We start from the raw sequence: 19,403 nt of genomic DNA, 5'->3' as shown, positions 1-19,403 counted from the left end.
CTACTAGGGACATGAAGCTGAGCCGCGAGATCTCCGACGATGGCCGCTTCGTCCGGCAGCCGAACCGGTTCACCGACCGGCTCGGCCCGCCCGAGCCCGGCCGCTACCGGCTCTACGCCTCCTACGCCTGCCCGTGGGCACAGCGCGTGCTGATCGTCCGCAAGCTGCTGGGCCTGGAGGACCTGCTGGACGTCACGATCGTCGATCCCATCCGCGACGAGAAGGGCTGGCGCGTGCCCGGCGGCGACCCGGAGTACCTGTCGGAGCTCTACCACGCCACCGACCCGGGCTACACCGGCCGCTACACCGTCCCCTGCGTCTGGGACACCAGGGACGAGCGGATCGTCACCAACGACTTCCCCCGGATCACGCTCGACCTGGAGACGTCGTGGGGCACCTCGCCCGACCTCTATCCCGAGCGCCTGCGCCCCGACATCGACATCATGAACGACCGCCTCTACCACGGGCTCAACAACGCGGTCTACGAAGCCGGATTCTCCCGTGACCAGCAGGTCTACGAGGAGGCGGTGGCCCGGGTGTTCACCACGCTCGACCTCCTGGAGGTGCGCCTGGCGGAGTCGGAGTTCCTCTTCGACACGCTCACCGACAGCGACGTGCGCCTCTACACGACCCTGGCCAGGTTCGACGCGGTCTACTACGCGCACTTCAAGTGCTCGGTGCGACGGCTGACCGACTATCCGGCGCTGTGGGCGTACGCCCGCCGGCTCTACGCCATCCCCGCCTTCCGCGAGACCACCGACTTCGACCAGATCAAGCGCCACTACTACGTCACCCAGACCACCATCAACCCGAGCCGGATCGTGCCGGTGGGGCCGGAGCTGGACTGGAGCCTGTAGGCGCCGGCATCCGCACGAACAGCAGCGCCGAGGCCAGCATCACCGCGGCCGCGGTCCCCCAGGCGACGCTCAGGCCCGCCTGGGTGGCCAGCACGCCGAGCGCGAGGTTGGCCGCGGCCCCGCCGGACTGCAGGGCGATCGAGCTGGTCGAGGTGACGGTGGTGCGCTCGGCGGCGGTGACCGCCCGGTGGGTCAGCTCCAGGCACAGCACGCCCGTCAACGAGATGCCGACGAACAGCGCGACGTAGGCGAGGCCGGCGCCGAGCATCCCCGGCAGGCCGTCGAGCCCGGCCGTCGCGGCCAGCGCGCCCACGGAGAGCGCGGCCAGGACCGTGCCCACGACCGCGCCCCCGACGGAGCCGCCGGCCAGCCGGGCTACCCGCGGCACCAGCGCGCTGCCCGTCGCGCTGCCCGCGAACCCGAGCGCCGCGACCACGGCGTAGGCCAGGCTGCCCTGCTCGGCGGTGCCCGCCAGCTCGGCCAGCCGCCCGGGGGTGAGCAGCTCGACGCCCGTCAGCACCACGCCCGACGCCACCGCGGCCGGCATGAGCCTGCGCAGCAGCGCGCTGCCGGCCGCCAGCCGCAGGCCGCCGCCCACCGTGGCGGGCACCTCGCGCAGCACGCTCGCCACCGAGCGGCGCTCGTGGGCCGGCTCGGGCAGCGCGACCACCACCACGACCAGCAGCACCGCCGCCGCGACCGCGCCCAGCAGGGGCGGCGCCGCCAGCGGGAGCATCAGCGAGGGCGGCACCAGGAGCGGGACGGCGCCGCCCGCCAGCACGCCGGCGCACAGGGCCACCGACTCCATCACGCCGCCCCTGGCCAGGCCGGGCTTGAGGTCGGCGTCGCGGCCCTCGATCGCGTGCAGCGTGTCGACGTACCAGGCGGTGGCGGGGCCGCTGGACAGCGCCCTGGCCACGCCCTTCAGCACGCAGCCCGCCAGGAACATCCAGAACGTCGTGGACACGCTCATCAGCGCCAGCCCCACGACCGTGAACGCCGCCGAGGCCGCCAGCACCACGCGCCGCCCCACCACGTCGGCCAGCCCGCCGGTGGGCAGCTCCAGGGCCACGGTCACGATCGAGAACACCGTCACCGCCAGCCCGACCTGGGCCAGGCTGAGACCTCTCTCGGTCATCAGCAGGACCATGGCGGCCATTGTCAGCCCGACGGGCAGCCAGGTCAGGAACGCCACGAGCATGTAACGCCGTAAGGCCGATCGCGCGGTCACGGCCCCTCCTTCCGTGCACGGGGGAAGCCCCCCACAAAGATGTGGACCTGCTCGGCGCCGGGCGCGCCGGCGTGGCGCGCGCCCAGCTCGCGCAGCAGCTCCTCCGCCCGCGCCATGAACTCGGCCATCGCGGCCGGCGGCAGCGTGGCGAGGTGGTCGCTCATGCCGGCGATCTCCAGCCACCCGGGCGACCACTCGGCCTCGTCGAACTCCTGGATGACCTGCGCGAGCGCCTCGGCCTGCCAGAGCCGCATGACCTTGACCGCCTCGCGCCCCTCGGGCGTGCCGGACATCTCGCGGCTGTTCCACGAGGTGTATCGGTGCCGCGCCCGCCAGCGGCGCTCGCGCCCGTCGCGCTGCTCCGGCTCCTCCTCGATGAAGCCGTATTTGAACAGCTCGCGCAGGTGGTAGCTGGTCGAGCCGGAGCTCTCGCCCAGCTTGCGGCCCAGCTCGCTGGCGGTGGCCGGCCCGTCGGCGCGCAGCAGGCCCAGCACGCGTGCGCGCAGCGGGTGGGTGACGGCCCGCAGCACCTGCGGGTCAGTGATCCTGTACTGCTCCTCCACGCACCGACGATAAACCGCAAAGACAATTTTGCAAAGCGCTTTTTGCGGTTCCTCCGGGCTTCGTGGACCGCTCGCCCGGCTCCCTAGACTTGGGGGATGCTCGACGACATCTGGGTGGACGACTCCGTCTTCGCACTGCGGCCCGACTTCGCGGTGCTCATCGTGACCGCGCACGGGCTGCGCAACGGGCCCACCGACGACCGGTCCCGCGCCTGGCTGGCGGAGGCGGCCGCGCAGGAGGTCCAGACCGACAAGATCGACGCCTGGAAGGACGCCTACCGCGCGTTCGGGGCCAAGCCGCAGCGCACCCGCCCCTCGGTCGACGCGCTCACGCGCAGGATGCCGCTGCCGGAGATCAACCGGGTGGTGGACGCGTACAACTCCGTCAGCGTCAAGCACGCGCTGCCCATCGGCGGCGAGGACCTCGACCACTACGCCGGCCCGGCCCGGCTGGTCCGCGCGACCGGCGAGGAGGCGTCGGAGGAGGCGCTCGGCCAGCCGGAGCCCGGCGAGGTGATCTGGCGCGACGACATCGGTGTCACCTGCAGGAGATGGAATTGGCGCCAGGTGGTGCGCACGCGCCTCACCGAGGAGACGACCAACGCGATCTTCCTCCTGGAGCGGCTGGAGCCCATGTCGCTGGAGGAGCTCAAGCAGGCGGGAGAGGAACTATCGGACCTTTTGTCCGAGTTGTCGCCCGAGGTGCGGATCGCAAGCCGCCTGGTAGCAGCAGGGAAATAAACCTGCCGCCGAAGTGTTGATACCAAAGAGTAATAATCGCTACAGCACCCCGGATTGACAGGGCGCGCGTGACCTCTTTGCGCGGTCCTGAGAGGATCGTTCGAGGCGGCACGGGTCCTTCGGCGCGCGCTGCCGGTCCGGGCGAGTAGCCTTGGACAGGTTCTCTAACATCAACGCCGATCTGCGGAAGAGGGCGATTTCCGCCGTGTCGTCTGAGTCGTCGCGGACAAACCCGCTGGCAAGCTTTGGGCAAAACGAGTGGCTTGTCGACGAGCTGTACCAGAAGTACCTCCAAGATCCCGAGTCTGTCGACAAGGCCTGGTGGAACTTCTTCGCTGACTACAACCCTGATTACGGACCGGGCCGAACCCCGGTCAGGGAGGCGGCGAACGGCACTGTGACCGCCCCCGCACCTCCCAAGGCCCCGAAGGCGCCACCCACGGCGCCACCGGCCGCCGAGAAGCCGAAGCAGCCCGCCACCCCGGTGCCCAAGGGCGCCGAGGAGGTCAAGCTGCGCGGCGCGGCGGCCCGCACGGCCGCCAACATGGACCTGTCGCTGTCGGTCCCGACCGCGACCAGCGTCCGGGCCATCCCGGCCAAGCTGCTCATCGACAACCGCATCGTGATCAACAATCACCTCAAGCGGGGCCGCGGCGGCAAGGTCTCCTTCACGCACCTGATCGGGTTCGCGATCGTCAAGGCGCTGAAGGCCATGCCGGAGATGAACTACTCCTACGCGGAGATCGACGGCAAGCCGACGCTGGTCAAGCCCGAGCACGTCGGGTTCGGCCTGGCGATCGACGTCCAGAAGAGCAACGGCGAGCGCCAGCTCCTCGTGCCCTCCATCAAGGGCGCGGAGGAGATGGACTTCCGGCAGTTCTGGATGGCCTACGAAGAGGTCGTCAGGAAGGCCCGCGCGGGCAAGCTGGGCGTCGACGACTTCTCCGGCACCACGATCTCCCTCACCAACCCCGGCACGATCGGCACCGTCCACTCCGTGCCGCGCCTGATGCCCGGCCAGGGCACGATCATCGGCGTCGGCGCGATGGAATACCCGGCCGAATACCAGGGGGCCTCCCCCGACACGCTCTCGCGCCTGGCCGTCTCCAAGGTCATGACGCTGACCAGCACCTACGACCACCGGATCATCCAGGGCGCCCAGTCGGGCGACTTCCTGCGCCAGATCCACCGGCTGCTGCTCGGCGAGGACGGCTTCTACGACGAGATCTTCGAGGCCCTGCGGATCCCCTACGAGCCGGTCCGCTGGGTGCAGGACATCTCCGCCACCCACGACGACGACGTGGCCAAGTCCGCCCGGGTCATCGAGCTGATCCACGCCTACCGCGTGCGCGGCCACCTGATGGCCGAGACCGACCCGCTGGAGTACAAGCAGCGCAAGCACCCCGACCTCGACATCCAGTCCCACGGCCTGACCCTGTGGGACCTGGAGCGCGAGTTCGCCACCGGCGGCTTCGGCGGCAAGCCGCTGATGAAGCTGCGCGACATCCTGGGCGTGCTGCGCGACTCCTACTGCCGCACGGTCGGCATCGAGTACATGCACATCCAGAACCCCGAGGAGCGGGCCTGGATCCAGGCGCGGGTGGAGAAGCCGCACAAGTCGCCCGAGCGTGACGAGCAGCTCAACATCCTGTCGCGGCTCAACACCGCCGAGGCGTTCGAGACGTTCCTGCAGACGAAGTTCGTCGGCCAGAAGCGCTTCTCGCTGGAGGGCGGCGAGTCCCTGATCCCGCTGCTCGACTCGGTGATCAGCGACGCCGCCGACGAGGGCCTCGACGAGGTCGTCATCGGCATGGCGCACCGCGGCCGCCTCAACGTGCTGGCCAACATCGTGGGCAAGTCCTACGCCCAGATCTTCGGCGAGTTCGAGGGCAACATCGACCCGCGCACCGCGCACGGCTCCGGTGACGTGAAGTACCACCTCGGCGCGACCGGCACGTTCACCGCCCCGAGCGGCAAGACGATCACGGCCTCCGTGGTCGCCAACCCCTCCCACCTGGAGGCGGTCAACCCGGTCCTGGAGGGCGTCGTCCGCGCCAAGCAGGACCTCCTGGAGCGCGGCGAGGAGGGCTTCACCGTCCTGCCCGTGCTCGTCCACGGCGACGCGGCCTTCGCCGGCCAGGGCGTCGTGGCCGAGACGCTCAACCTGTCGCAGCTGCGCGGCTACCGCACCGGCGGCACCGTGCACGTGGTGGTCAACAACCAGGTGGGCTTCACCACCTCGCCCGCCTCGTCCCGCTCGTCGGTCTACGCCACCGACGTGGCCCGGATGATCCAGGCGCCGATCTTCCACGTCAACGGCGACGACCCCGAGGCCGTGGTCCGCGTGGGCGAGCTGGCCTACGAATACCGCCAGGCGTTCCGCAAGGACGTCGTGATCGACCTCATCTGCTACCGCCGCCGCGGCCACAACGAGGGCGACAACCCCGCCTTCACCCAGCCGCTGATGTACGACCTGATCGACGCCAAGCGCTCCACCCGCAAGCTCTACACCGAGGCGCTGATCGGCCGGGGCGACATCACGGTGGAGGAGGCCGAGCAGGCGCTGCGCGACTACCAGGCCAAGCTGGAGCAGGCGTTCACCGAGACCCGCGAGGCGGCCAAGAAGCCTCAGGAGGCGGCCGCCATGCGGGTGCCCCCGACCGAGGTCGTCAAGTGGTCGCACGACGACACGCCGACGGCGATCACCCACGAGACGCTCAAGCGCATCGTCGACACCCAGCTCAACCTCCCCGAGGGCTTCACGCCGCACCCGCGCCTGGCGCCGGTGCTGCAGCGCCGCGGCCAGATGGTCGAGCACGACGCGATCGACTGGGCGATGGGCGAGACGCTGGCCTTCGGCGCGCTGCTCCTCGACGGCCACCCGGTGCGCCTGGTCGGCCAGGACTCCCGGCGCGGCACGTTCACCCAGCGCCACGCCGTCCTGGTGGACCGGATGACCGGCGCCGACCACACGCCGCTCAAGGCCTTCAACCAGGGCACCACGAAGTTCTACGTCTACGACTCGCTGCTCAGCGAGTTCGCGGCGCTGGGCTTCGAGTACGGCTACAGCGTGGTCCGGCCCGACGCCCTGGTCGCCTGGGAGGCGCAGTTCGGCGACTTCGTCAACGGCGCCCAGACGATCATCGACGAGTTCATCTCGTCGGGCGAGCAGAAGTGGGGCCAGAAGTCCTCCGTCGTGCTGCTGCTGCCGCACGGCTACGAGGGCCAGGGCCCCGACCACTCCTCGGCCCGCATCGAGCGGTTCCTCCAGGTCTGCGCGCTCGACAACATGACGGTCGCGCAGCCCACCACTCCGGCCAACTACTTCCACCTGCTGCGCTGGCAGGTCGAGTCGGAGCGGCACAAGCCGCTGGTGGTCTTCACGCCCAAGTCGCTGCTGCGCCACAAGGCGGCCACGTCGAAGGCGTCCGACTTCACCTCGGGCTCCTTCCAGCCGGTCCTGGGCGACACGACCGCCGACCCGGCCAAGGTCACCAAGGTCGTGCTCACCTCCGGCAGGCTCTACTACGACCTGGCGGCGCAGCGCGACAAGACCGGTCGCGAGGACGTCGCGATCGTCCGGCTGGAGCGGCTCTACCCGTTCCCGTCGGAAGAGCTGGCCGCCGAGCTGGGCCGTTACGGTGACCAGGTCGAGCTGATCTGGGCGCAGGACGAGCCGGTCAACATGGGGCCGTGGCCGTACCTCACGCTCAAGCTGGCCGAGGACCCGCAGACGCTGGGCGGCCGGCCGGTGCGGCGCGTGTCGCGCACGCCCAACAGCTCGCCGGCGACCGGGTCGCACAACTCGCACGACACGGAGCTCGAGGAGATCCTGCACCAGATCTTCGGCTGAGCCGTCCGTCTGCCGAGCCCCCTGCCACCTCGTGCGGCGGGGGGCTCGCTGCTGTCCGGAGCAGACTAAAGTCAGGCCGGGGCGAAGCCGCCCGGGGGAAGGAATGGAGAGCGATGTACTTCACCGATCGGGGGATCGAAGAGCTGGTCGAGCGGCGTGGCGAGGAGGAGGTCAGCCTGGTGTGGCTGGGCGAGCGGCTGCGCGAGTTCGTGGACCTCAACCCCGAGTTCGAGACGCCGATCGAACGGCTGGCGACGTGGCTGGCGCGCCTGGACGACGACGAGGACGACTGAGCCACACCCTTCCCTCACAAGACCGCCCTTCTCCCGGCACCCGGCCATGCTCAGGGCCCGGGATCTCACAGGATCGGCCCTTCGGCATCGAAGGAGCGGCCCATGGGCAGGACCGGGTCATCGTGGGCGGTCATACTCGCCAATAACGCGATACATCTTGAGTTTCCGACGATCGCGACATATCGTGTTTGCAGGAGGAAATGTGTCGCCGGAGAGGGGCGGGGGAGCATGCAGCAGTGGACGATCGACGGGCCGGGGCAGTGGTCATTCGGTGAGGTGGACTCACTCGACGTACGCATCGTCGCCGGCCGCCTCGACGTGCTGGCCAGCGACGGCCCGCCCACTCTGGAGGTCGCCGAGATCGAGTCGGCCGCGCCGCTCATGGTCTCCTACGACGAGGACACCAGGGCGCTGACCGTCGCCTACCGCGACCTCACCTGGGAGGGCGCGCTCGGCTGGCTGCGCCGCGACCGGCGCAGGACCGTGCTGTCCATCGCCGTGCCCAAGACCTGCAAGGTGCGGGCGGCCGTCGTGTCCGCCCCCGCCGTGGTGGCCGGGTTCGAGCGGATGACCCACGTCAAGAGCGTCTCGGGCGACATCGTGCTCGACGGCGTCAGCGGCGACGTGGCCGCCAACACCGCCTCCGGCGACGTCGAGAGCCGGGCCATGGAGGGCGACCTGTCGTTCGTCAGCGTCTCCGGCGACCTGACGGTGGCCGACGGCACGCCGCGCCGGCTGAAGGCCAACACGGTCTCGGGCCGCATCACGGCCGATCTCACCCTGCGACCCACCGGACACGTGACGCTCAACAGCGTCTCCGGTGACATCCTGGTCAGGCTGCCGGAGAACGTCGAGGCGGACATCAGCGCGAGGTCCACCTCCGGCAGGCTGGCCGGCGCGTTCGAGGAACTGACCAACACGAGCGGCCCCGGCGCCAAGGCGCTGTCCGGGCGGCTGGGTGGCGGCATGGCCTCGCTGTCGGCCATCACGGTCTCCGGCGACGTCACGCTGCTCAAGGGAGAGAAGGAATGAGCCCTGTCTTCGGTCACGGCCGGCTCCGGCTGTACCTGCTCAAGCTGCTGGAAGAGAGCCCGCGCCATGGCTACGAGGTCATCCGGCTGCTCCAGGACCGCTTCCTCGGCGTCTATTCGCCCTCTCCCGGCACGATCTACCCGCGTCTGGCCCGCCTGGAGGAGGAGGGCCTGGTCACGCACGAGGTGATCGACGGCAAAAAGGTGTTCTCCATCACCGACAAGGGCCGCGAGGAGCTGAACGCCCGCCTCGACGAGCTCGACGACCTGGAGCAGGAGATCTCCGCCTCCGTGCGCGACATCGCCCGCGAGGTCAAGGAGGACGTGCGCGACACGGTCAAGTCGCTGCGCGAGGAGCTGACCCGGATCGCCAAGGACGTGCGCACCGGGGCCGCCGATGACAGCCGGCGGCTGCGGGACCAGCAGAAGGAAGAGTTCAGACGGCTGCGCGACCAGCAGCGGCACCAGTGGACCCAGCACGCCCACCACTGGCAGGACGAGGGCGAGCGGATCAGCCGGGAATGGCGCGGGATCTGGTCGGAGGTCTGGGCCACGCTCGGGGGCGACCCGTCCGGTCCGGCCAACCGGGCCGAGCTCGACGCCGAGCTGGGCGAGCTGCTCGCCGACTTCGTCGCCGAGGCCCGGGAGGAGGCGTCCAAGGCCCGCCTGACGCCGGAGAAGCTGGCCGAGCTCCGTACGACGCTGCACGACGCGAGCCGCGCCATCCACGACATCCTCGACCGCTGACCCGCCCCCTCGACCGCCGACCGGGCACCATCCCGGCAACCCTCGCCCTCAGAACCCGACACCATCCACGACACCCTCGGCCGCCGACCCCGCACCACTCCACCATGGCTTCCAACCCGCCCTGCGCCGGCACTGCCTCGAAGCCGGACCGGGCCGAACCGGCAGGCCGGGACGGGCAGGCCGGGACGGGCAGGCCGGGACGGAGCGAGGTTATGCGGAGCGGGCCGTGGGGTGGGTGATGCGGCGGGAGCCGCGGGCGGCCTTGCGGGCGTGGTAGGCGATGGGCATGTACCGCAGCCGCTCGGGCAGCCGCGGCGTGACCATCGCCACCGCGTGCCCGAGGTGCCGCAACCGCCGCTCCTCCCGGGCCGTCCACCGCAGCCCCAGCTTCCTGCGCACCGCGGACGGCAGGGTGCCGACCGTGACGAAGTAGTTGAACTCCCCCGCCCCGATCCCGACCGGCGTCCACAGCCGGCGGAGCGGGGCGGGCAGCCGGGGCGGCGCCGGGGTGCCGCGCATGACCTCCAGCACGTCGAGCGCCGTCGGATGCGGCTCCAGCCGCTCGGCGACCATCCTGTCGAAGTACCGCCAGAACGCCTCCAGATCGGCCGGCACCTCCCGCTCGGGCACCCGCAGGATCGCGCCGAGCTGCCGGGACTCGGCGTAGAGCCGCCGCTGCTGCTCCCGGGTGAACGGCGTGCCGAAGTACCGGTTCAGCGCGATGAACCGCTCGAACAACGTCAGGTGCACCCACGCCCACGCCTCGCCGTTCAGCGCGTGGTAGGGCCTGCCCTGCTCGTCCACCCCGGCGATCGGCTTGTGCAGCTCCCTGAGCCGCCGGCCCTCCTCGGGGCCGCCGTCGCCGCCGTACACCCACCTCTGCACCGAGGCGAGCGTGCGCTCCAGCCGCCCCCACGGATCGTCCTTGTACGTGGAGTGCTCGGCGACCGCCGCCCCCACGGCCGGGTGCATCGTCTGGAGAACCAGCGCGCTTCCCCCGACGAGCAGGTTGCGATATTCGCCGGCGGTGTCCCAGTGCATCGAACCTGGGCCGAAGGGCTCAATGTCCATGGTGAGGGCCTCCTGGGTGATACAACCCCACACTCTTGTATCACCCAGAAGGCCCAGGAGTAACCCTTCACTTATTCAGACGGTGAAGACGATCTTTCCGAAGATCTCCCCCGCGGCCATGGCCGCGAAGCCGTCGCGCGCCTCGGCCAGCGGCAGCACCCGGTCGATCTCCGGCCGCAGCCCGGTCTGCTCCAGGAACACGGCGAGCCGCCCGAGCTGCTCGCGCGTCCCCATCGTCGAGCCGACCACGGACAGCTGCAGGAAGAAGACCCGGTTCAGGTCGGCGGGCGGGACCGCGCCGCTGGTGGCCCCGGAGACGACGATGCGCCCGCCCGGCTTGAGCGACTTGAGCGAGTGGTCCCAGGTCGCCTGCCCGACGGTCTCCATGACCGCGTCCACCCGCTCGGGCAGCCGCGCCCCCGGCTCGAAGACCTGGTCGGCGCCCAGCTGCCGGGCCCGCTCCCGCTTGGCCTCCGACCGGCTGGTGGCCCAGACGCGGTAGCCGGCCGCCCGCCCGAGCGCGATCACCGCCGTGGCCACGCCGCCGCCGGCCCCCTGCACGAGCACGGTGGAGCCGGGCTCCAGCCCGGCCTTGTCGAACAACATGCGGTACGCGGTCAGCCAGGCCGTCGGCAGGCAGGCCGCATGCTGGAAGTCGAGCCCGGCGGGCTTGGGCACCAGGTTGCGACGCGGCACGGCCACCCGCTCGGCGAACGTGCCGTCGTGCAGCTCGGACAGCAGCGTGCGCTTGGGATCGAGCGTCTCGTCGGCGCCCGTGCCGATCACGGAGTGCACGATGACCTCGTTGCCGTCCTCGTCCACCCCGGCGGCGTCACAGCCGAGCACGATCGGCAGCCGGTCCTGCCTGATGCCGACGCCCTTGAGCGTCCACAGGTCGTGATGGTTGAGCGCGGCCGCGCGTACGGAGACGGTCGTCCACCCGTCGGGCACCTTCGGCTCGGGGTGCTCGCCGAGCGTCAGTCCGGCGAGCGGGTTGTCGGGATCGGTCTGTGTGGCGGTTACGGCGAACATGGCCGCACCCTACTTCCTCCCCCCGTCGCACCGCCGTGACCCGGCCGCGACGTGACCAGCGCAGACCTGACCACCACAGACCTGACCCCCCGGACCTGACCACCACAGACCTGACCCCCCGGACCTGACCAGCGCAGACCTGACCACCCCCGGACCTGATCACCAGGGATCTGGCCGGACCCCGCCGCGCCCCTGCGACCACCACCCCCGCTCTCCGGGTGGGTGCTCACTTCATCGTGACCCGGATCCCCGAGACCGCCGCCGCACGGAACGCCGCCGACCCGGTGGCCGCCACCAGCATGCCGTCCCGGCACGACTCGGCGACCGGCCGGCCACGCCCCTCGACCGCCCCCGGCGCCCGCGTCCTCTTCCCGCAGCCGGGCGTGGGCGCGAGCACCACCATGTCCCTGCCCCTGCCCCCGAACCACAGTTGCGGCCCCACCGGCTGCCCCTGCACAACCTCCCCCGGCGCCGTGAACCGCACCCCCGCCTCGGCCGACAGCACCAGGTAGCCCTCCTTGGTCACCCGCCCCTTGAGGTCGCGCGCCAGGGCGAGCCGCTGGTCGAACGTCAGCCCCTCCCCCCGGTCGTACATCGCCAGCCGCCACGACCCGAACCTGAACAGCAGCACCTGCCCGTGGAAGCCGCTGCCGGCCTGGCGCGGCCAGAGCGTCACGTTGGGCGCGTAGCTCCTGATCGGCTGCCCGCCACGGGTGATCTCGGCCTCACCCCCGTAGGGCACGACGAACTGCCGGAACCTCCCGCCGATCCACCCCGCCCAGTACGGCCGCACCCCCATCTCGTCGAGCTCCAGCGAGGCCGGATACCGCACCTCCGCCCGCGCGCCGTCGGGGAACACCACCGGGACGACCTCGTCGCCGCCCTTCGTCCTGCCCCGCACGATCAGGTGGTTGGCCGAGTTGTCGAGCGTGGTCAGGGAGCGGATGGGCTCGGGCGCCGGTGACGGAGGTGGCCGTTCCTCGGGCCCGGGGTCATCGCGACTGAGCAGCAGACCGGCAGCGGGGATCGCCAGGAGCGCCAGAACCACCACCAGCCCGATCCAGCGGCGGCGGCCGCGCTCGCCTGCCTCGATGACGTCGAACTGGTCAGCCACGACGTTCCTCAGCCGAGTAGTGCCGGCTTGCGCCCTCAGACCCAGTTCAGTTCAGCGGCGACCTCCAGCGCAAGCCCTGGAACTTGGCGAAATCCTGGTCGCAGGTCACGAATTCACAACCGTGCTCGATGGCCAGCGCGGCGAGGTAGGCGTCAGGAACGAGGTTTCCCGTCACGCCTGCCGCCCGGCCGAGCCGGGTGAAGATCTCCCAGTGACGGTCCTCGGCGGTGACCACCACGGCATGCGGCTGGTTGCGATAGGTCTCGGCGAAGGCCAGGGCCCGCTCCAACGGGTCGGGGTCACGGTAGATGCGCCGGTTGGTCACGATGCGGAGGAATCCGTTCACGACGAAGTCGCTCACGGCGTAACTGGAGTCGCCGTTGACCATCTCCTCGATGGCGGCGTGGCACCGCTCATGGTCAGCGGACTCCTTCCTGAAGGCGTTGACCAGGACGTTGATGTCAGCGAGCAGCATGGCGCCCCTCCTGGATCCGCTCCTGGTCGTCGAGGTCGTAGCCGATGTGCTCCAGCTTCTCGCCCGCGTCGAGACGCTCCTGGATGTCGAGCCGGAACCCGGGCCGGGCCGTTGAGGTGATCAGCTCCACGCGGGGCCGTTCGGCCACCTCGGTGGAGCGGTTGAGCAGTTGCCGCAAGGCGTCCTCCATCACCGAGTTGAGACTGCGTCCACTTCTTGCCGCGTATGCCTTCGCCTCGTTGAGGAGCGTCTCGTCGATGCGCACCGTTGTCCTCCGCATGACTCCAGCGTCCGCGCGTGACATAAAAATGTCAACACCAGATAGTAGTCGCGCGGTCACAGATTTTGCGGCGGCCTGACTCACCAAGAGGCCACGTTGACCTCACCATCGGTCGCCACACGCACCCGCGTCCCCACCAGCTCCCTGGCCTCCGCCTCCGCCAGCAGCTCCGCGTCCGCCACCACCGCGTAGGCCCGCCCACCGGGCACGTCCACCACGAGGAACCCCTTCTCGGCCAGCCCGTCGGCCCCGTGCGCAACCGTGTAGCCGGCCACCGTCCCGGCCCCCTCATACGTCGCCAGAATCGGCGCCTCCCGCGCCACGTGCACCGGCGCCGCGCTCCCGAGCCGCCCGCCCGGCTCGCTCGACCACACCGCACAGGTGTGCTTGGTCAGGTGCATCCCCACGCCGGTGACCAGCCCGTGCCCCGACTGCGCCCGCAGCAGCCCCGCCATGGTGGCCGTCGAGTGCAGCACGTAGTCGCTGGCCGGCCCGCCCGCGTACGGCAGCCCGCCGGTGACCGTGAGACCGCGCGGGTCCAGCGGGTCGAGGCCGATCGCGTCGCACGCCTGCCGCAGCGCGATCGCGAAGCAGCTGTAGACGTCGAGCGCGTGCATGTCGCCGAGCCCCAGCCCGGCCCGGTCGAAGGCGGTCTTGGCCGCGAAGCCGATGGCCTCGGAGGAGCCGAGCGAGGGCCGCGCCGCCACCTCCCAGGTGTCCTCGGCGTACGCCCACCCGCGCAGGTACACCCGCCGGTCCGCGGGCACCCCCAGCCGGTCGGCCAGCTCCGTGCTCGCCAGGACGACGGCCGCCGCCTGGTCCACCTCCAGGACGGCCACCGTGCTCCTGGTGTAGGGCCAGCCGACGAACCGGTCGCCGCCGGCCAGTTCCTCGGGGGTGCGCGGGGTCCTGCGCCAGGCGTACGGGTTCGCCGCCGCCACCTCGGTCATCGGCGCCATGATGCGGGCCCGCTCGCGCATCTCCTCCTCGATCGTGAGCCCCTCCGCCGCCCGCCGCGCGGTCTCCATGATCGGATAGGTGTGCACCGGCAGGAACAGCCCGTGCGCGAGCGCGGCGGGATGCGGCGGGCGCTCCCACGCGTACGGCCGCTTGGGGTCGGCGGGGTGGCTCCACGGCGCGCGTTCCCCCGCCTTCCGGTACGCCCTCCGCGTGGCCAGCGCCTCGGCCCCCGCGACCAGGGCCGAGTCCAGCTCGCCCGCCGCGATGGCGGCCGCCGCCGCGCCGATGAGCAGGTGCGGGGCCGTGCCGCCGACCTTGGAGTAGGCGCGGTGGCGCGGCGCGGCGCCGAGGCGTTCCGCGAGGCGGCCGACGGGCGAGTCGTACTGCCAGGAGTCGGTGTGGACGATCTGGATCGAGTCGAGCCGCTCGACGGGCAGACGGGCGTCGTCGGCGGCCTCACGCGCGACGGACTCCCACAGATCGAGCGGTTCAGGGCCGGGCTGCTCGCGAACGGTGCGCTGGGCGATGCCGATGAGGCAGGGGGTGCGAGGGTCCATGCGCCCAGCTAACCAGAACATCACTCGGTTGATAAGGAACGCCCTCCGGCACCGCCCCACTGCCCGTGAACCCGGCTTCGACCTGCGGTGAAGCGGGCCCAAAAGCGCGCGAACCCCTTACTTCCCCCACCCGCCGGAGCCGGTTCACGCCATTTCCGGCCACCCGGCCGAGCCGATGGCCGGCCGATCACAGAGACCCTCGGGCGGACCCGATTCCGCGCCCGTTCGGTCACCACTCGCACGACGCGAGAACCCCGTTCACGGTCTCCGTCCGCGATCGGGAGGAGCCCGGAAGCCCGCCGGACGGGCGGCGTGGCGTACGCCACTCGCCGCACCGAATGCGGGCGCCGAATGAGCACAATTCGAAGTCCAAGGAGATCCACAGGCATGCCATCTGACCTGCGGAGACGCCATCAACTAATGATCATTTACCGACATCGGGCGCGTTCGGCTGATGACATCCTTATAGTTCACGATGCACGCTTGATCAGGTAACGAATCCCTATCCAAGCTGCAATACCGACTGTACATCTGGAAAAATCCACCCTTACGACCCCAAGAAAGGCATTTCATGATCCCCCGAGCCAGGCACTTCGTGGCCGCTGCCCTCAGCAGCGCGCTGCTGATGCTGCCTGTCTTCGCGGGAGCCTTCACGGGAATCGCCCACGCCGCGACGACCGGGAAGGCGGCGGCCGGGAGGGTGCTCACCATCCCGCTGGCCAAGACCGTCGCGGACGTGAAGCGGGTGGCCGACTACTGGAAGCCGGAGCGCCTCAAGAAGGCCGACCTCTACGCCCCGGCCACGCCGGGCTCCGCCCAGAAGCCCTCCGCGGCCCCCGCCGCCGCGACCCCCGCCGCCAGTGCCACCGCCAACGTCGCCACCGCCGTCACCAAGCGGACGAGCGCCGCGACCGCCGCGGCCCCGGTGGCGCCCGTGCCGCCGCGCAAGGCCACCACCGGCAGGACCATGGGCAAGGTCTTCTTCCTCGTCGGCGACAAGGAGTACTGGTGCTCGGCCAGCTCCGTCGCGGCCAGGAACCGCAGCGTGGTGGCGACCGCCGGACACTGCGCGTACGACGCCCGCCAGAACAAGCCGGCCGACTACTGGATCTTCATCCCCAACCCCGGCCCCAACGGCGAGACGCCCGACGGCGTCTACGTGGGCGCCGCGATCAGCATGCACGAGGACTGGGGCAAGGTCGACTACGACTACGACTACGCGTTCGTGACCGTGCACCGCGGCTACACCTGGGCCCCCGCCAGGAACGGCACGCACGAGATGAAGGACGTCGGCCGGCTCCAGGACAACGTGGGCGGGCTGGGGCTCGAGCTGAACAAGAAGCCCGGCACGTACGCGGTGACCCCGTTCGGCTACCCGGCGGGGGCGCAGCCCGACAGCACCAAGCCGTTCGACGGCACGAAGCTGCGGCACTGCCCGCAGAGCCCCACCCGCTGGAGCACCAAGGCCCCCGCCTACGACCTGCAGAAGGGCGTCATGGTGCAGCCCTGCGACTTCACCGCGGGCGCCAGCGGCGGCCCCTGGGTGGTCGGCTACGACGAGACCCGCAGGCTCGGCAGCCTGTCCGGCGTCAACAGCCTGACCTGGGACACCGATGTCAGGGGCCACAACGACGCGGTGTCCACGGCGTACTTCGACACCATCACGGGCGAGGTCTACCGACACGCCGCGTCGCTCAACACGATCACAAGTGTGACGCAAGTCATAGCAACCAACTGATCACGAGCGGTGATCAGCGGGTTCACGGGTCTCGGTGCGATCACGGCCGCCTCTTGGAACGTTGACATGATCTACCGGTAATTCACATGACCAGAGTCAAACCGATAGGTTCCGGGCTGTCCGTTTGCTGAACTTTGGAGGTGCATGAGGCGCCTCATGTCAGCGCAACCTGGAGTTACCTTGAAGCGAATCCTTCTTCCCGCCGGCGGAGCCGTCCTGGCGACCGGTCTGCTCGCCGCCGGCCTGTCCGGCACCGCGCAGGCCGACGGCGACGTCGCCCACGAGCCGATGGCCCGCAACTCCTCCGACGCCGTCTCGGTCGCCTCCTTCTGGCTGGCCTCGAACGGCGCCGCGCTCCGGTCCGCGACCCAGTACACGTGGGACTCGAAAGAAGTGCGGAAGGTCGTCTCCAAGGGCGGGCCCGACCCCGACGGCAGGCCCGGCACCACGGCGCCGATCGGCGAGTCGAAGTCGACCGGCCGGGCCCAGAACGTCAACCTGCCCAAGACCATCGGCAAGGTGTTCTTCGTCGACGCCCAGGGCAAGTTCCGCTGGTGCTCGGGCACCGCCATCCAGGCGAGGGCAGGGCTCCCTGGGGCATCTACGTGGGCAAGCAGGCCTTCACCCACTACGACTTCGACGTCTACGAGGACTACGACCGCGACTACGCCTTCGTCAGCGTCTACAACGGCGTGCTGTTCAACGGCGTCAAGCGGGTGGACCGCCGGGACTACGAGCGCTTCACCGGCCCGAAGCGCTCGTGGGGCGGCCGTCACTACATCCTGCTGTCGAAGGACGCCGGCCGCCTCGGTGACAACGTCGGCGGCCAGGGCTTCGCCTGGAACCAGCCCACCGGCAAGCCGGTGCGCACCTTCGGCTACCCGGCGGCACCGCACCCCGACGGTGACAAGCCGTACAGCGGCGTGACGCCGAAGCACTGCTACGGCAGGACCACCGCCAAGACCGTCGGCGCCTCCTGGCTGAAGATCGAGGAGCACATCGGCCTCAAGTGCGCCGTGACGCCCGGCTACGACGGCGGCCCGTGGCTGCTGAACTACAACAACGCCAAGCGCCTGGGTTACGTCAACGGTGTCACCAGCACCTTCGCCGACCAGGACGGCAACGACCGGATCGACTACATCACGTCCGCGTACTTCGACGGCGAGACCGCCGGGGTCTACAACGCGGCCAACAACACGCCTTCGGGCAAGATCGTCGGCCCGAACGGCGAGCTGTACAGGTAAAGCCCTACCAGGGGAAAGCGAGGGTCCCGGCTCACGGGGCCCTCGCTCTGTGTTTTCCGGGACTTCGTACGCGATGCTTCCGGAGACCACTACGCGACGCCTTCCGAGGACCGGTACGCCGACACCGGCCCGCGCCGACCGGTCGGCGACGGATCCGGTCCGCCGAAACCGTGTGAAGATCTTTCTTGGTTTCACTGACAGACGGTGTTTGCCTTGTCACGATGGGCGCATGCGTCGTGACGATCTGACGGACGCCGAGTGGGAACGAGTGGCCGCGCTGCTCCCCGACGGCGACCGCGACGGCCGGTCGGCCGACGACCGGACCGTGATCAACGGCCTGCTCTACCAGGCCCGCACCGGTGTCCGCTGGCGTCACCTGCCCGACCGGTACGGCTGCTGGGTCACCATCTACAAGCGCCACCGCCGCTGGCTGGCCGACGGCACCTGGCAGCGCCTGACCCTCGCGCTCACGGCGGACTCCACCGGCACCGCGCGCGTGGGCAGGTCGTCCCCGCCCGATCCCGGCTTCCCCCGGGCCCACCACCCCGGCTCCCCCGGCACCCCGCCGCTCGCACCGGACACGAAGGACGCGGCGGTCCTGGCGAGCCTCCAGGCCCTCCTGGGCGACGCGGTGAGGCCCCGCGAGCCCTAGAAGGCTCCCCCCGGTCCATGACCGGCGCCCTCAACCCCCAGCCGGCTCCGCACGCCTCGGGGGCCCTCAGGCGTGAGCGCCGTCGGGTGGAACGCCCGCCCCGAAACCCTCTCCGCAGCGCCGAAATCCCCGTGTTCCCGGCCCCTCCAACCCTTTCCTGAAGATCACCTGTGAGAATCGGGTCATCTTAGACGGGTATGACTCCGATCCGGTTCCTGTGATCTAAGTCACATTCATCTGGTCACGCTCTGCAACAAGAGCCTAACGGTACTTTCGTACCAGCAACGAAAACCCCTCCATACCCTGCGAAAACGTGACGCTCTGATCACAACGCGCGAAGATCACTGACAGGTCACGGAAATGTAACGCCGATAAGGGCGTCTACCGACTTATCCAAACCGGGTTTCACCTGCGGAGATCACCACGCTATGTTCCTTGCTATCCCTTTACTGACGCATGGGACGCAAGTTGCGACCCACGACAGAGCAAGGAGCAGTTCCCTTGAAGCGCATCCTCATCCCCGCCGGTGGCGCCGTTCTGGCCACCGGTCTTCTGGCCGCCAGCCTCGCCGGTACGGCTTCCGCCGACACCGACGTCGCCAAGGACAACCTGGCGACCTCTGCTGCCAACGCCAACGCCATCGCGCAGTTCTGGGCGGAGAACAACGGTGCCGCCCTCAAGGCCGCTACCGAGTCGAACGTCTGGGACAAGTCCGACGTCGCCAAGCTGCAGAGCAAGGGCGGCTACAGCGCGGACACCAAGCCGGGCTCCACCGCGCCCATCGGCCAGGAGAAGAAGACCTCCACCAAGGTCCAGAACGTCAACATGCCGAAGACCATCGGCAAGGTCTTCTTCGTCAACAGCAAGGGCGAGAAGAAGTGGTGCTCCGCCACTTCGATCCAGTCCAAGTACCGCAACCTGGTCGCCACGGCCGGTCACTGCGTGTAGGGCAGGGCTCCCTGGG

At 70.1% G+C, this 19,403-nt stretch carries 18 protein-coding genes; 10 read left to right on the top strand and 8 right to left on the bottom strand.

Annotation, left to right across the window (positions count from 1 at the left end; all coding sequences use genetic code 11):
• Window positions 1-11 precede the first annotated feature (11 nt).
• A complete protein-coding gene (locus IO39_RS18515; RefSeq protein WP_043624385.1) occupies window positions 12-857 on the top strand; it encodes a glutathione S-transferase family protein in 846 nt (281 codons plus the stop codon).
• On the opposite strand, the gene IO39_RS18510 is transcribed toward IO39_RS18515, so the two are convergent.
• Together IO39_RS18510 and IO39_RS18505 are read right to left on the bottom strand one after the other, a co-directional pair.
• Entirely contained in the window at window positions 805-2,088 is a 1,284-nt protein-coding gene (locus IO39_RS18510) for an MFS transporter (RefSeq protein ID WP_043624380.1), read from the bottom strand. The genes IO39_RS18515 and IO39_RS18510 overlap by 53 nt on opposite strands.
• Window positions 2,085-2,651 (bottom strand): helix-turn-helix domain-containing protein, encoded by a 567-nt coding sequence (locus IO39_RS18505; protein WP_043624377.1) that lies wholly within the window; start codon window positions 2,649-2,651, stop codon window positions 2,085-2,087. The genes IO39_RS18510 and IO39_RS18505 overlap by 4 nt, the downstream gene beginning before the upstream one ends.
• Before the next feature lie 96 nt (window positions 2,652-2,747).
• Here IO39_RS18505 and IO39_RS18500 point away from each other — a divergent pair, with 96 nt between their 5' ends.
• From IO39_RS18500 to IO39_RS18480, 5 genes are all read left to right on the top strand, one after another.
• On the top strand, window positions 2,748-3,392 hold the full coding sequence (locus IO39_RS18500; RefSeq protein ID WP_043624370.1) for a B3/B4 domain-containing protein: 645 nt from the start codon (window positions 2,748-2,750) through the stop codon (window positions 3,390-3,392).
• A gap of 205 nt (window positions 3,393-3,597) precedes the next feature.
• Window positions 3,598-7,245 (top strand): multifunctional oxoglutarate decarboxylase/oxoglutarate dehydrogenase thiamine pyrophosphate-binding subunit/dihydrolipoyllysine-residue succinyltransferase subunit, encoded by a 3,648-nt coding sequence (locus IO39_RS18495; RefSeq protein WP_043624365.1) that lies wholly within the window; start codon window positions 3,598-3,600, stop codon window positions 7,243-7,245.
• A 113-nt stretch (window positions 7,246-7,358) separates the two neighbouring features.
• Window positions 7,359-7,538: a DUF6104 family protein gene (locus tag IO39_RS18490; RefSeq protein ID WP_043624361.1), complete on the top strand. Its 180-nt coding sequence runs from the start codon at window positions 7,359-7,361 to the stop codon at window positions 7,536-7,538.
• 228 nt (window positions 7,539-7,766) lie between these two features.
• Window positions 7,767-8,570, top strand: a complete 804-nt coding sequence (locus IO39_RS18485) for a DUF4097 family beta strand repeat-containing protein (protein WP_043624356.1) — start codon at window positions 7,767-7,769, stop codon at window positions 8,568-8,570.
• Window positions 8,567-9,316, top strand: a complete 750-nt coding sequence (locus tag IO39_RS18480) for a PadR family transcriptional regulator (RefSeq protein WP_043624354.1) — start codon at window positions 8,567-8,569, stop codon at window positions 9,314-9,316. The genes IO39_RS18485 and IO39_RS18480 overlap by 4 nt, the downstream gene beginning before the upstream one ends.
• Before the next feature lie 210 nt (window positions 9,317-9,526).
• Here the strand turns inward: IO39_RS18480 and IO39_RS18475 are convergent, their stop codons facing one another.
• From IO39_RS18475 to IO39_RS18450, 6 genes are all read right to left on the bottom strand, one after another.
• Entirely contained in the window at window positions 9,527-10,387 is an 861-nt protein-coding gene (locus IO39_RS18475; RefSeq protein ID WP_043624352.1) for an oxygenase MpaB family protein, read from the bottom strand.
• 75 nt (window positions 10,388-10,462) lie between these two features.
• Window positions 10,463-11,419 carry a zinc-binding dehydrogenase gene (locus tag IO39_RS18470; RefSeq protein ID WP_043624350.1) on the bottom strand — a complete coding sequence of 319 codons (957 nt, stop codon included), beginning with the start codon at window positions 11,417-11,419 and terminating at the stop codon, window positions 10,463-10,465.
• 226 nt (window positions 11,420-11,645) lie between these two features.
• Complete coding sequence (locus IO39_RS18465) at window positions 11,646-12,533, bottom strand: hypothetical protein (RefSeq protein ID WP_043624342.1); 888 nt, start codon at window positions 12,531-12,533, stop codon at window positions 11,646-11,648.
• A gap of 46 nt (window positions 12,534-12,579) precedes the next feature.
• Entirely contained in the window at window positions 12,580-13,008 is a 429-nt protein-coding gene (locus IO39_RS18460; protein ID WP_043624340.1) for a type II toxin-antitoxin system VapC family toxin, read from the bottom strand.
• The gene (locus tag IO39_RS18455) at window positions 12,995-13,288 is read right to left on the bottom strand and encodes a ribbon-helix-helix protein, CopG family (protein WP_043624338.1); all 294 of its coding nucleotides are present in this window, start codon (window positions 13,286-13,288) and stop codon (window positions 12,995-12,997) included. Before IO39_RS18455 ends, IO39_RS18460 begins: the two co-directional genes overlap by 14 nt.
• An 80-nt stretch (window positions 13,289-13,368) precedes the next feature.
• Complete coding sequence (locus IO39_RS18450; protein ID WP_043624335.1) at window positions 13,369-14,805, bottom strand: TLP1 C-terminal extension domain-containing protein; 1,437 nt, start codon at window positions 14,803-14,805, stop codon at window positions 13,369-13,371.
• Between the two features lie 571 nt (window positions 14,806-15,376).
• Here IO39_RS18450 and IO39_RS54515 point away from each other — a divergent pair.
• From IO39_RS54515 to IO39_RS57775, 4 genes are all read left to right on the top strand, one after another.
• A complete protein-coding gene (locus IO39_RS54515; protein WP_157548548.1) occupies window positions 15,377-16,543 on the top strand; it encodes a trypsin-like serine peptidase in 1,167 nt (388 codons plus the stop codon).
• Window positions 16,544-17,097: 554 nt separating this feature from the next.
• Window positions 17,098-17,787: a trypsin-like serine peptidase gene (locus IO39_RS59415; RefSeq protein ID WP_342671425.1), complete on the top strand. Its 690-nt coding sequence runs from the start codon at window positions 17,098-17,100 to the stop codon at window positions 17,785-17,787.
• 229 nt (window positions 17,788-18,016) lie between these two features.
• Window positions 18,017-18,439, top strand: coding sequence for a transposase (locus IO39_RS59875; protein WP_052423050.1), 423 nt, complete (start codon window positions 18,017-18,019; stop codon window positions 18,437-18,439).
• A 501-nt stretch (window positions 18,440-18,940) separates the two neighbouring features.
• Complete coding sequence (locus IO39_RS57775) at window positions 18,941-19,387, top strand: hypothetical protein (protein WP_245642048.1); 447 nt, start codon at window positions 18,941-18,943, stop codon at window positions 19,385-19,387.
• Window positions 19,388-19,403: the final 16 nt, after the last annotated feature.

The sequence above is a fragment of the Nonomuraea candida genome, from assembly GCF_000725485.1.
In the GTDB taxonomy this organism is placed as follows: Bacteria; Actinomycetota; Actinomycetes; order Streptosporangiales; family Streptosporangiaceae; genus Nonomuraea; species Nonomuraea candida.
This window is presented reverse-complemented; position numbering and strand designations above follow the sequence as displayed.